At 35.4% G+C, this 14,552-nt stretch carries 6 protein-coding genes; 1 reads left to right on the top strand and 5 read right to left on the bottom strand.

The genetic code is table 11. The features are described 5' to 3' along the window. Positions 1–31: 31 nt before the first annotated feature. Positions 32–943, top strand: coding sequence for a bifunctional metallophosphatase/5'-nucleotidase (locus QWY99_RS11785; protein WP_290265269.1), 912 nt, complete (start codon positions 32–34; stop codon positions 941–943). On the opposite strand, the gene QWY99_RS11790 is transcribed toward QWY99_RS11785, so the two are convergent. From QWY99_RS11790 to QWY99_RS11810, 5 genes are all read right to left on the bottom strand, one after another. Beyond that, the gene (locus tag QWY99_RS11790; protein WP_290265270.1) at positions 940–1,629 is read right to left on the bottom strand and encodes a lysoplasmalogenase family protein; all 690 of its coding nucleotides are present in this window, start codon (positions 1,627–1,629) and stop codon (positions 940–942) included. The genes QWY99_RS11785 and QWY99_RS11790 overlap by 4 nt on opposite strands. Beyond that, positions 1,619–3,622, bottom strand: a complete 2,004-nt coding sequence (gene ligA / locus QWY99_RS11795) for an NAD-dependent DNA ligase LigA (protein ID WP_290265271.1) — start codon at positions 3,620–3,622, stop codon at positions 1,619–1,621. The genes QWY99_RS11790 and ligA overlap by 11 nt, the downstream gene beginning before the upstream one ends. Positions 3,623–3,749: 127 nt before the next feature. Further along, positions 3,750–5,684, bottom strand: a complete 1,935-nt coding sequence (locus QWY99_RS11800) for an OmpA family protein (RefSeq protein WP_290265272.1) — start codon at positions 5,682–5,684, stop codon at positions 3,750–3,752. Between the two features lie 11 nt (positions 5,685–5,695). Beyond that, complete coding sequence (locus QWY99_RS11805) at positions 5,696–6,628, bottom strand: PorP/SprF family type IX secretion system membrane protein (protein WP_290265273.1); 933 nt, start codon at positions 6,626–6,628, stop codon at positions 5,696–5,698. A 54-nt stretch (positions 6,629–6,682) separates the two neighbouring features. Next, a complete protein-coding gene (locus tag QWY99_RS11810) occupies positions 6,683–14,506 on the bottom strand; it encodes an Ig-like domain-containing protein (protein ID WP_290265274.1) in 7,824 nt (2,607 codons plus the stop codon). Positions 14,507–14,552 lie beyond the last annotated feature (46 nt).

The raw sequence follows: 14,552 nt of genomic DNA on the forward strand, positions 1-14,552 counted from the left end.
GTTCAAGCGTTTTACCGCAAAATAAATTAAAATGAAAAGAAGAGATTTTATTGAAAAAACTGCTGCTAGTACAGCATTATTGAGTTTGGGTTTATCTATGAGTAGCTTTACATCTCCTGATGTTAAACACATAACTATATTACACACCAATGATGTACATAGCCATATTGACCCTTTTCCTGCCGATGATCCTCGCAATGCAAATATGGGTGGAGTATCAAGACGTGCTGCTTTAATTGATTCAATCCGTAAAGAAAATCCAAATGTTCTTTTATTAGATGCTGGTGATATTTTTCAAGGAACTCCTTACTTTAACTATTATGGAGGAGAATTGGAATTTAAATTAATGAGCATGATGAAATATGATGCTTCTACAATTGGTAATCATGATTTTGATAACGGTGTAGATGGCTTATATGCTCAAATGCCTCATGCAAAATTTGAATTTATCTCTTCTAACTACGATTTTAAAAATACCGTGATGGACGGTCTTGTAAAACCGTATAAAATTTTCAACAAAGATGGTATCAAAATAGGTGTTTTTGGTCTTGGTATTGAACTAGAAGGTTTAGTAGATAAGCTTATGTACAAAGAAACTGTTTACAATGATCCTGTTGAAACTGCACACGACATGGTTAGAATTCTTAAAAAGGAACAGAAATGTGATTTAGTTATTTGTCTATCGCATTTGGGATACAAATATCGTGATGATGCTACTAGAATGTGTGATTTAAAATTGGCTGAACAAACTCAAGATATTGATTTAATCATTGGCGGACACACTCATACTTTTCTTGACAAACCAACTATTGTAAAAAACAAAGCTGGTGAGGATGTTTTAGTTAATCAAGTTGGTTGTTATGGAATTAACGTAGGTAGAATTGACTTTTATCTAGACAACAATAAGACAAAATCATCACAAGGAAAATCAATTACTGTTTAATTTCTTACTCGAATGTTTTCTATTCTTTTTTGGATAAAATATCTTACCATAAAATAGTAAGCTAACATTTGAGTTACATCTCGAATTAGCACTAATACTATTGAATGATCAAAAGATTGATTAAATATAAAAAAGACATCCGAAAAGATAAAACAAGCTGTCATTATCGTCAGCAAAAGTGTTAAATAGGTACCTTTGGATATATAACTAATAAATGAAATACATCCTAACATACTTAACACAATCCCATACACAGTATAAATAAAATGATATTCTTTGATTTTCTCATATTGTAAACCCAAGACAGAAATCAATAAATATAAAATGAAAAGAACGACTATTGCTACTGGCAATATGTCGTTTTTTCTTAGTTTTATTTTTCGATTATCATCAAAAATTAGTTTCAAAAACAATAAATAGACTGATAAAAAACAAAAAAGAGAGCCAAACTCTGTGGCATCAACCTCCATTAAACTAAATACCTCTCCTGTAAAACATAAGGCAAAAATAAGTCCCTGAATTAAATTTATCTTATAATTGGTCGTTATAAGATAATATATAAATATTGAAGGCACAACAATTGCCTTTGCATACATACCTATAAAATCTTCTTCCAAGAAATCAAAGATAATTGCAAATGTTAACGATAAAAAGTAAAGGATTAATGAGGGGGTATTAGCTTTCATTTAATTTTGTTATAAAATCATCTTCTGAAATTATAGGTATATTTAATTTATTTGCTTTTTCTAATTTAGCTGGTCCCATGTTTTCACCGGCAACAACAAAATCGGTTTTAGCAGAAATAGAACTTCCTACCTTACCTCCATTATCTTCAATAGTTTTTTTGATGTCGTCTCTTGAGAATTTAGAAAACACTCCTGAGACAACAAATGTCTTTCCTTCAAATTTAGTAGTCGCATTAGGGTTTATTTTTTCTACTATCTCAAATTGAACTCCGTAGCCTTTTAAGCGTTTAATAATTTCTTTATTCTCGTCATTCTCAAAAAACTCTATAACGCTTTTCGCAATACGTTCGCCTATTTCATCTACTAGAACCAAATCCATTAATGTAGCTTGGCTCAAAGCATCTATATTTTTATAATGTTTCGCTAATTTTTTAGCAACAGTTTCTCCTACAAATCGAATTCCAAGTGCAAACAAGACGTTCTCAAATGGGATTTTTTTAGAATTCTCTACTCCTTTTACTAGGTTTTCTGCTGACTTTTGCGCCATTCTTTCTAGTGGTAGAATTTGCTCTACTGTTAGCTCATATAAGTCTGCATAATTATGTACTAAACCATTATTAAAAAGTAAAGCGACTGTTTCTCCTCCAAGTCCTTCAATATCCATTGCTTTTCTTGAAATATAGTGCTGGATTCTACCAATAATCTGTGGTGGACATCCATAAAAATTAGGGCAGTAATGATTTGCTTCTCCTTCTGACCTTACCAATTCGGTATCACATTCTGGACAATGCGTGATGTATTTTGTGGGTATTGCGTCTGCTTCTCTTTGTGTTAAATCGACTGCAATTATTTTAGGAATTATTTCTCCTCCTTTTTCTACAAATACGGTATCGTTTACTCTAATGTCTAATTTTTCTATTTGATCTGCATTATGCAAAGAGGCTCGTTTTACAATTGTTCCAGCTAATTGTACTGGCTCTAAGTTGGCTACTGGAGTAATTGCTCCTGTTCTTCCTACTTGATAAGAGATTGAGTTTAATTTAGTTGAAACGCGCTCTGATTTAAATTTATATGCAATTGCCCAACGAGGTGATTTTGCTGTATAACCTAGCTCTTCTTGATGCTGTATACTATTTACTTTTACAACTACTCCATCTGTTTCATAAGGTAACTCATGACGATGAATGTCCCAATAATCTATGAAATCGAATACTTCTTGTAGATTGTTTGCCAATTTTGCTTCAAGGGGCACTTTGAAACCCCATTTTCTTGCCAATTCTAATCCTTCAAACTGGGTTTTGAATGGCAAATTATTTCCTGTTACAAAATAGAGTAAACACTCTAAAGGTCTTTTTGCTACCTCGGCACTATCTTGTAGCTTTAAACTTCCTGAAGCTGTATTTCTTGGATTTGAATAAGGGGTTTCTCCTATTTCTATTAAATCCTGATTCATTTTTTCGAATCCTGCGAATGGTAATATTATTTCTCCTCGAATTGCAAAAACGGGTGGATAATCTCCTTTTAATTGCAACGGAATCGATTTTATTGTTTTGATATTGTTTGTTACATCATCACCTTGAAATCCATCTCCACGAGTAACTGCTCGTTTTAATTTTCCGTTTTCATAGGTAATACTTATCGAAGCTCCATCATATTTTAATTCGCAAGTATATTGTAAATCTACATTACCTAATACTTTTTGAATTCTAGTTTCCCAGTCTATTAAGTCTTCTTTTGAATAGGAATTATCTAGGGAATACATACGATATTCATGAGCAACTGTCTGAAAGTTTTTTGTGATCATACCTCCTACACGTTGTGTTGGTGAATTTTCATCAAAAAACTCTGGATGTTGTTTCTCTAATTCCTGAAGTTGCTTTAATTTTATATCAAAATCATAATCTGATATTGTAGCATTATCAAGCACATAATAATTGTAATTATGTGCATTTAATTCGTCCCTTAAAGCTTGTATGGAATCCTTAATATTCATGTTTTTTTTGTAATTCGATTGTCTTTTATTAACCTAGAAAATTTTGTCTAAAATAAGCAATCAAAAGTATAATTAAAAACAAAAAAACCACTCTTTTAAAAGTGGTTTTCACAAAATATTTTAAGTTTTATTTCTCTGTTATAATAAAATCGGAACGCCTGTTGGCAAAATGCTCTTCTTCAGTACATTTAACTCCATTGCTACATTTATTTACCAATCTTGTTTCTCCATAACCAATTGCACTAACAATTCTTGAGACATCGATTCCTTTTGAAAGGATATAATCTTCTGTTGCCTTGGCTCGTTCATCTGAGAGTTTCAAGTTGTATGCATCTTTACCTCTTGAATCCGTATGTGACTCAATTTTAATTTTAATCTTAGGGAATTTTTGCATCACAAACACAACTTTATCTAGTTCTGTAGCTGCTTGCGGATTAATATCAAACTTGTTGTATTCAAAGAAGATAGGATTAATATCTACTTTTTCTATTCCCTCTTTTTTAACTACTAAATCGTCATAATTATTTAGATAGAAATTAACCTCTTTTATAGTGGCATTATTTTCTTTTGTTGTTTCTACATATTTTTCATCTCCACTGTAATTTGGCTTATTAGCTGTTATTTTGACCCTCTTGCTACATGGTACTTCTAATGTATAATTTCCATCAACATCCGTTTTAGTTTCGGTTATAACTGTATCATAAACATCATACACTAAAATAAATGTATCACTTATCCCCGTTTTAGTTTTTAGATTTATTGCTTTTCCTGAAATAAGTTGATTACAAATTGGCTTTCCTTTGGTAAAATAATAAATATCATCATCTCCTTTACCTTGTGCACGATTTGATGATATGTAACCATAATTATCTTTTGAATCGATTATAAATGAAAAATCATCCTTATTACTGTTTATTGGGGCTCCTAAATTTCTAGGAACGGAGAAATTCAATCCATCCAAGAGTTTACTTTCATATATATCTAAATCACCTAACCCATAGTGTCCATCTGAAGAAAAATAAAGTATTCCATTTCTATAAAAAGGAAAAACATCATTTCCAATTGTATTAATTGTTGGTCCTAAATTTTGTGGCGAACTCATGGTGCCATCAACAGCAATTCGTACTACATACAAATCGGTCTCTCCATATCCACCTGGCATATCTGATGCAAAAAACAACAATCTACCATCATCACTTAGATTTGGGTGCCCTACTGAATATTTATCACTATCAAAGAATACCTTTTCACTTTTAACTAATTTATTATCTTCTACAGTTCCTTTTATAATTTGAAAATTGTTTATTCTAGATTCATCAACAACTAATTTATTATTCTTGAGAATGTTTGTTGTATAATACATTGTTTTCCAATCGGGACTAAATGTTACTGTAGCCTCATGATATTTAGTCATTACATTAGGAATGAAAATTGTTTCGTTAAACAAATTACCATCAACAGCACTCCTTTCTGCAACAAATAAGCTCAAGAAGGGTTGTTTATTCCAATTATATAACTTTTTATCAAAATTAGTTGTGTCTCTAGCTGATGTAAATACCACCTTATCTTTATAAAAAGCAGTTCCAAAATCAGACTTATTGGTATTAATAGCAATATTTTGCACAGTATAAAGGGATTTGTTTTTGGACAAACTGTCTAATAATTTCTTTTGATAAACATATTTATCAATTTCCTTTTGGTCTCCTTTTTTGTTTAAATATTCTTTGGTTATTTTATCAGCGTTATCATAATCCATAACTCCTTTCATTGACTGAATATACCTTAGATAATAGATATCTGGTAAATTATCTCCTTGTAATTCATATACTTTTTGATACCACTTTAAAGCATTCCGATTATCTGAAGTAAAATAATAGGAATCAGCGGCATTTTTTAAAGTTTGAACTGATGGTTTTTTGATATTTTCCAAACACTCTTCGTATGCTTTTGCAGCATCTACATAAGAATAATTTCTAAATAAGGCATCGGCCTTTTTTAAATTTGTTTGTGCTAAAACAGATACAAAGCTGAATAGCAAGCTAAGTATATAATATTTTTTCATAAGTGAGATTTTTAAAAGAATCTTGGAGATTTAATTTTTCTTGGGTCTTTATGAAATTGATAACGCAATATGAATTCATGTGAACCATCATTGTATTTATTCAATTTGGTTACTGTATAATCATACGAATACCCAATATAAAGGCTTGTTGATATTTGGAATCCAGCTAACGCACTAACTGAATCATCAAAACGATAAGAAGCTCCTAATACCACTTTTTCTTGAAGCATAAAATTGGCTGAAAGATCTACCGAAATTGGCATTCCACTGACTACTTTAGCTAATACAGCAGGTTTGAACTTCAAACTTCTATTCAAGTCAAATACGTAACCTCCCATAAAAAAATAATGCATCTGGTCATAATTAACGGCTTCTTGTATGTCATTGTAATAATCACTTCTTATGAAACTAGGAACCGATGCTCCTACATACCATCTGTCTGTGTAATAATATACCCCTGCTCCTATAGATGGTTTTACAACATTATTAATATTGCTATTTAATAAAGCATCATTAGCATCATAGTATCGCCCTTTAGTCCAATCTATATTCAGCATTCGCATTCCTGCTCTTAATCCAAATGCTAACCTTTTTTCATAGCCTAAAGCCAATGAATAAGAAAAATTACCATCTAAATATAACTCGTTTGATGGCCCTAGCTTATCATTTACTACACTAAAGCCTAATCCTATTTTTTCATTTCTCAAGGGCGATTGTACAGATAGGGATTGTGTTTGTGGTGCACCATCTATTCCTACCCATTGCGATCGATGCAACAATACCGCTTCTAGATTACCTGTAGAACCAGCATAAGCAGGATTGATTACCATTGTGTTATACATATACTGCGTATATTGCGGATCTTGCTGTGCATTTGCTAGGAAGGAAGCAAAACCGCAAAATATCAAAAGATAGGTCTCTATAAATTTTACACTTAGTTTCATATTATAACTATTTAGTCAGTTAATTTAATTTGATGCTTTAATGGTTCCTGAAGGTTATCTAATAATAGCTAACCAACCTGTTTTAGCTGCTCCATCTGCACCAGTATCTAGAACATAATAATATGTGCCCGCTGGTAATCTATCTCCTTTATTTATAGCTCCCGAAACATTTGTTGTTCCATCCCAATCATTGTTATAACGATTTTGTTTATAAACTAATGCTCCATATCTATTGTAAACGCTTAAATTATTATTTGGATAATTTTCGATACCTTCGATTTTGAAAAAATCATTTGCACCATCATTATTAGGAGTAAATTCATTATAAACTACCAAAATCATAGGACTCACAGATGCTTCAGCAAAATTATTTGAAGTATCTGAATCTATTGGATTTGAGATAATAACTGATGCTACATTTAAATAATTGCCTGTTGGTAATACCTGTGCTACTATAGTTAATGTTTCGCTTGTATTGGCGTTTAGCATTAGAATATTCCATTCTCCAGTAGTGCTATTATATATTCCATTACTAGTCTGTGCACTAACAAAATCATATCCTGTTGGTAAAAGTTCACGAACTAATACATCTATAAAATTCCCTGCTCCAATGTTATTAACTGTTATAGTAAAAATCACATTTTCATTAACTTTAGGATTAGGATTGTCTACAGTATTTGTCATTGTTATATCCGAACAAGTCTGAACGGCTAAAGCAAGTAATTTACTTTGCGTTTCATTACATAAATTCGAATAGGAAACATTTACACTTGCTGGCCCTATTTCTGGCCATAAAACTGTTACAAAATTATCAGTAGTGGCTCCACCTGCTGTAACTGTTCCGTCACCAGTGATAGTCCAATTATAATTAGACATTCCATTTAAAGTTGTATATGTAACAACATCAAAAACACATGCATTAGCCTTACTTGCAGTTATTGTTGCTGGCTCACTTCCTCTAAAACTAACAGGAATAGCCAATCTAGATTTACTTTCGCAACCTGTTATTAGATTATTCAAAGATCCATAATATGTTCCAGCAACAAGTAATGTACTTGGCGCTAATGCCACACCACCTGTTTGGGTTGTGTACCAAACGACACCAGCTTCATTTACTAACAAATCTGATATTTTTGGTAAAGCAGTTAAACAAAAATCTTGTATAGCTCTTGTCGTAGTTGGTAAAACCCCATCATTAACAGTTACTTTTACTAATAATCGAACACCTCTTTCACAATCTGTCATTGGATCTTTAATAGCTGCATAATAATTACCACTAGTTAATGCTGTTCCAGATGAAATTAAGTTTCCACCACTTAAAGCATCATACCAAATTATATTAGCAACATTAGAAGGACTTACATTTATACTTGCAACAGTTGGTGTAGTAACTAAACAGAATTTTTGATCCTTATCGTTTATAATTAGTGTTGCTGGATCGGTAACGGTTACTGTTACTAATAATCGTTCTGAACTCTCACAGCCAGTTACTCCATCACGGATAGCTCCATAATACGAACCACTTGCCAAGGCGGTTGTTGGCGCTAAAGCGGTTCCTCCTGTCTCCGATGCAAACCAAACAACATCTGATTCATTTACCTGAAGACTAGCAACCGTTGGCGCATTTGCCAAACAAAAGTCTTGTGTTGTATCGGTTGTCGTTGGAGTCGCTGGATTAGTTACTCTTACCGTTACTAATAATCTAACGGAACTTGTACAATCTGTCAGTGGATCTAAGATTGCTCCATAATACAATCCTCCATCTGTTAATGCTGTTGTTGGCGCTAAAGCGGTTCCTCCTGTCTCTGATGCAAACCAAACAACATCTGATTCATTTACCTGAAGACTAGCAACTGTTGGCGCATTTGCCAAACAGAAGTCTTGTGTTGTATCAGTTGTCGTTGGAGTTAATGGATCTGTTACGTCTACCGTTACTAATAATCGCTCTGAACTCTCACAGCCAGTTACTCCATCAAGGATAGCACCATAATATGGTCCGCTATTTAAACCTGTTGTTGGCGCTAAAGCTACGCCACCTGTTAAGGTTGTGTACCAAACTACGCCTGTCTCATTTACCTGAATATCAGAAACTTTTGGTGCATTTACCAAACAGAAGTCTTGTGTTGTATCAGTTGTCGTTGGAGTTAATGGATCTGTTACGTCTACCGTTACTAATAATCGCTCTGAACTCTCACAGCCAGTTACTCCATCAAGGATAGCACCATAATATGGTCCGCTATTTAAACCTGTTGTTGGCGCTAAAACTACGCCACCTGTTAAGGTTGTGTACCAAACTACACCTGATTCATTTACCTGAATATCAGAAACTTTTGGTGCATTTACCAAACAGAAGTCTTGTGTTGTATCAGTTGTCGTTGGAATTAATAGATCTGTTACGTCTACCGTTACTAATAATCGCTCTGAACTCTCACAGCCAGTTACTCCATCAAGGATAGCACCATAATAGGGTCCGCTATTTAAACCTGTTGTTGGCGCTAAAGCTACGCCACCTGTTAAGGTTGTGTACCAAACTACGCCTGTCTCATTTACCTGAATATCAGAAACTTTTGGTGCATTTACCAAACAGAAGTCTTGTGTTGTATCAGTTGTCGTTGGAATTAATAGATCTCTTACGTCTACCGTTACTAATAATCGCTCTGAACTCTCACAGCCAGTTACTCCATCAAGGATAGCACCATAATAGGGTCCGCTATTTAAACCTGTTGTTGGCGCTAAAACTACGCCACCTGTTAAGGTTGTGTACCAAACTACGCCTGATTCATTTACCTGAATATCAGAAACTTTTGGTGCATTTACCAAACAGAAGTCTTGTGTTGTATCAGTTGTCGTTGGAGTTAATGGATCTGTTACGTCTACCGTTACTAATAATCGCTCTGAACTCTCACAGCCAGTTACTCCATCAAGGATAGCACCATAATATGGTCCGCTATTTAAACCTGTTGTTGGCGCTAAAACTACGCCACCTGTTAAGGTTGTGTACCAAACTACGCCTGATTCATTTACCTGAATATCAGAAACTTTTGGTGCATTTACCAAACAGAAGTCTTGTGTTGTATCAGTTGTCGTTGGAATTAATAGATCTGTTACGTCTACCGTTACTAATAATCGCTCTGAACTCTCACAGCCAGTTACTCCATCAAGGATAGCACCATAATAGGGTCCGCTATTTAAACCTGTTGTTGGCGCTAAAACTACGCCACCTGTTAAGGTTGTGTACCAAACTACGCCTGATTCATTTACCTGAATATCAGAAACTTTTGGTGCATTTACCAAACAGAAGTCTTGTGTTGTATCAGTTGTCGTTGGAGTTAATGGATCTGTTACGTCTACCGTTACTAATAATCGCTCTGAACTCTCACAGCCAGTTACTCCATCAAGGATAGCACCATAATAGGGTCCGCTATTTAAACCTGTTGTTGGCGCTAAAACTACGCCACCTGTTAAGGTTGTGTACCAAACTACGCCTGATTCATTTACCTGAATATCAGAAACTTTTGGTGCATTTACCAAACAGAAGTCTTGTGTTGTATCAGTTGTCGTTGGAGTTAATGGATCTGTTACGTCTACCGTTACTAATAATCGCTCTGAACTCTCACAGCCAGTTACTCCATCAAGGATAGCACCATAATAGGGTCCGCTATTTAAACCTGTTGTTGGCGCTAAAGCTACGCCACCTGTTAAGGTTGTGTACCAAACTACGCCTGATTCATTTACCTGAATATCAGAAACTTTTGGTGCATTTACCAAACAGAAGTCTTGTGTTGTATCAGTTGTCGTTGGAGTTAATGGATCTGTTACGTCTACCGTTACTAATAATCGCTCTGAACTCTCACAGCCAGTTACTCCATCAAGGATAACACCATAATAGGGTCCGCTATTTAAACCTGTTGTTGGCGCTAAAGCTACGCCACCTGTTAAGGTTGTGTACCAAACTACGCCTGATTCATTTACCTGAATATCAGAAACTTTTGGTGCATTTACCAAACAGAAGTCTTGTGTTGTATCAGTTGTCGTTGGAATTAATGGATCTGTTACGTCTACCGTTACTAATAATCGCTCTGAACTCTCACAGCCAGTTACTCCATCAAGGATAGCACCATAATATGGTCCGCTATTTAAACCTGTTGTTGGCGCTAAAGCTACGCCACCTGTTAAGGTTGTGTACCAAACTACGCCTGATTCATTTACCTGAATATCAGAAACTTTTGGTGCATTTACCAAACAGAAGTCTTGTGTTGTATCGGTTGTCGTTGGAGTTAATGGATCTGTTACGTCTACCGTTACTAATAATCGCTCTGAACTCTCACAGCCAGTTACTCCATCAAGGATAGCACCATAATAGGGTCCGCTATTTAAACCTGTTGTTGGCGCTAAAACTACGCCACCTGTTAAGGTTGTGTACCAAACTACGCCTGATTCATTTACCTGAATATCAGAAACTTTTGGTGCATTTACCAAACAGAAGTCTTGTGTTGTATCAGTTGTCGTTGGAATTAATGGATCTGTTACGTCTACCGTTACTAATAATCGCTCTGAACTCTCACAGCCAGTTACTCCATCAAGGATAGCACCATAATATGGTCCGCTATTTAAACCTGTTGTTGGCGCTAAAGCTACGCCACCTGTTAAGGTTGTGTACCAAACTACGCCTGATTCATTTACCTGAATATCAGAAACTTTTGGTGCATTTACCAAACAGAAGTCTTGTGTTGTATCAGTTGTCGTTGGAGTTAATGGATCTGTTACGTCTACCGTTACTAATAATCGCTCTGAACTCTCACAGCCAGTTACTCCATCAAGGATAGCACCATAATAGGGTCCGCTATTTAAACCTGTTGTTGGCGCTAAAGCTACGCCACCTGTTAAGGTTGTGTACCAAACTACGCCTGTCTCATTTACCTGAATATCAGAAACTTTTGGTGCATTTACCAAACAGAAGTCTTGTGTTGTATCAGTTGTCGTTGGAATTAATAGATCTCTTACGTCTACCGTTACTAATAATCGCTCTGAACTCTCACAGCCAGTTACTCCATCAAGGATAGCACCATAATAGGGTCCGCTATTTAAACCTGTTGTTGGCGCTAAAACTACGCCACCTGTTAAGGTTGTGTACCAAACTACGCCTGATTCATTTACCTGAATATCAGAAACTTTTGGTGCATTTACCAAACAGAAGTCTTGTGTTGTATCAGTTGTCGTTGGAGTTAATGGATCTGTTACGTCTACCGTTACTAATAATCGCTCTGAACTCTCACAGCCAGTTACTCCATCAAGGATAGCACCATAATAGGGTCCGCTATTTAAACCTGTTGTTGGCGCTAAAACTACGCCACCTGTTAAGGTTGTGTACCAAACTACGCCTGATTCATTTACCTGAATATCAGAAACTTTTGGTGCATTTACCAAACAGAAGTCTTGTGTTGTATCAGTTGTCGTTGGAATTAATAGATCTGTTACGTCTACCGTTACTAATAATCGCTCTGAACTCTCACAGCCAGTTACTCCATCAAGGATAGCACCATAATAGGGTCCGCTATTTAAACCTGTTGTTGGCGCTAAAACTACGCCACCTGTTAAGGTTGTGTACCAAACTACGCCTGATTCATTTACCTGAATATCAGAAACTTTTGGTGCATTTACCAAACAGAAGTCTTGTGTTGTATCAGTTGTCGTTGGAGTTAATGGATCTGTTACGTCTACCGTTACTAATAATCGCTCTGAACTCTCACAGCCAGTTACTCCATCAAGGATAGCACCATAATAGGGTCCGCTATTTAAACCTGTTGTTGGCGCTAAAACTACGCCACCTGTTAAGGTTGTGTACCAAACTACGCCTGATTCATTTACCTGAATATCAGAAACTTTTGGTGCATTTACCAAACAGAAGTCTTGTGTTGTATCAGTTGTCGTTGGAGTTAATGGATCTGTTACGTCTACCGTTACTAATAATCGCTCTGAACTCTCACAGCCAGTTACTCCATCAAGGATAGCACCATAATAGGGTCCGCTATTTAAACCTGTTGTTGGCGCTAAAGCTACGCCACCTGTTAAGGTTGTGTACCAAACTACGCCTGATTCATTTACCTGAATATCAGAAACTTTTGGTGCATTTACCAAACAGAAGTCTTGTGTTGTATCGGTTGTCGTTGGAGTCGCTGGATCGGTTACTGTTACCGTTACAATTTTAAGTTCTCCATTTTTATTCTGACAAGTGTTAGGATTAGATGCTGCTACATAGTAAGAAATGGGACTCATCACTGTAGTTAAACCTGAAACCGTTAAAACTCCTGCTGAGCTAATTGTATAGGTTACCCCACCAATAATAGCCCCATCAGTAATAGGTTGTGTTTTATTAGCATCTAAATACCAAAAAAATACGGGATTTATTAATGTACTTGTAGGTATTAATATTGCATTTGTATTATGACAAATAGAAGCGTTCGAAACAGTAATATCTGCTGGAAGTGCTGTCGGTAAAATTGTAAATGTTACTTGTTTTCTATCTACAGGTAGCGTTTCACAAAATTCATCAGAAATAACTCCAACAAAATATGTATATGTTCCAGGAACTAATCCTGTAATAACTAATTCTGATGCAGACTGCCCTGCTATTAATTGACTTGTTGTTCCATCAAAACTATACCAACGATATATTGGATTTGCAAGCACTGGACTAGTATCTAGAACTGCATTTAATGTTACTGTGCCAATTTCAGCACAAATTGTTGTATTAGTTTCTCCATTTATTGTTACACTAGCTATTGCATTTGCAGGTGTAGTCGCTCTAACTTCTACAGTTATCTCTCCTCTTGTTAAAGCTGCACAGCCGTAACGAATTGGTTGAATGTAATATTTATAAATTCCAGGTGCTAATGTAGTAGGAAGTGTATATGTCTGACCGTTAACTAGAAAATTTCCTCCTATTGGTGAATCATACCAAGCATAATCGGCACAAGGTTTTTCGGGAACTTCTAAAGAAATATTTGATCCTGGACAAACTGTGATTTTATTGTTGATATCTCCTCCAACGACTTTAGTATTTGTAACACGATCGATTGTATGAACTCTAAGCTGATCTAAGACACTTGCAACCCCTCCAAAAGTGATTGTAACTCTATCATATGGTTGCGTTTGAGGCGCAACAATTGTCATTGCCATTGTACCCCCAGAAAGTAATCTTAAAGACAACAAACTACTTGTATTTTTAATTGGCCCACCCACAGCAATATTACCTGAATAAAGCTGCACTGTAAATCCTGTAAGTAGATTGAGGTTTAAAACTGTTCCTGGTTTTGAAATCGTGATTCTTAAACTATCACCAACCATAGAAGGTGTTCTAAAAACTGCTTTAAGTTCAGCTGCAGCAAGTACTCCCGCTCCACTAAACATTGTAGCATAAGTTGAGATATCTCCATCAGCTATATTCCATGGATTCGAAACGCCAACAGTAGTTGTTAATGCTCCAATTCCTAAATCTTTTACTCCTGTAAAAACGTCTTGAATATCTCCTTGCTCACAAGCTATTTGTGTAACTTGTTTTTCATAGTAAGCATCGTAAACATTTATACTTTGTCCAACACTTAAAATAGATCCTAACTGAACTCGAATACCATCGTAATCTTTAGGGCCAGAAACATCAGAAGGGACAAATGTGTATTCAAATGAATTCTGTCCTGATAATAAATTTAATAATGATCCTGATATAGATTTTAAAACTCCAATATCAATTGGATTATTAGCTCCATTACGTTTGGTTCCCACTACTGTAATACTTTGCCCTACTGCAACCAAACTATTTTCCAAGCCTAATTTCAGCGTTACTGGAGTTCCTTTTGTTATGTTGGTTGGCCATTGCAAATTTTGCCATGTTGTCCCTATCCCCAAAAGCCCAAAACCAGTAGTT

This window comes from Flavobacterium branchiarum, from assembly GCF_030409845.1.
Classification (GTDB): Bacteria; Bacteroidota; Bacteroidia; order Flavobacteriales; family Flavobacteriaceae; genus Flavobacterium; species Flavobacterium branchiarum.

Excerpts from the sequence above, each read along its gene's own strand:
- ligA (WP_290265271.1), bottom strand. The coding sequence starts at position 3,622 with ATGAATATTAAGGATTCCATACAAGCTTTAAGGGACGAATTAAATGCA.
- QWY99_RS11785 (WP_290265269.1), top strand. The coding sequence starts at position 32 with ATGAAAAGAAGAGATTTTATTGAAAAAACTGCTGCTAGTACAGCATTA.
- QWY99_RS11800 (WP_290265272.1), bottom strand. The coding sequence starts at position 5,684 with ATGAAAAAATATTATATACTTAGCTTGCTATTCAGCTTTGTATCTGTT.
- QWY99_RS11805 (WP_290265273.1), bottom strand. The coding sequence starts at position 6,628 with ATGAAACTAAGTGTAAAATTTATAGAGACCTATCTTTTGATATTTTGC.
- QWY99_RS11790 (WP_290265270.1), bottom strand. The coding sequence starts at position 1,629 with ATGAAAGCTAATACCCCCTCATTAATCCTTTACTTTTTATCGTTAACA.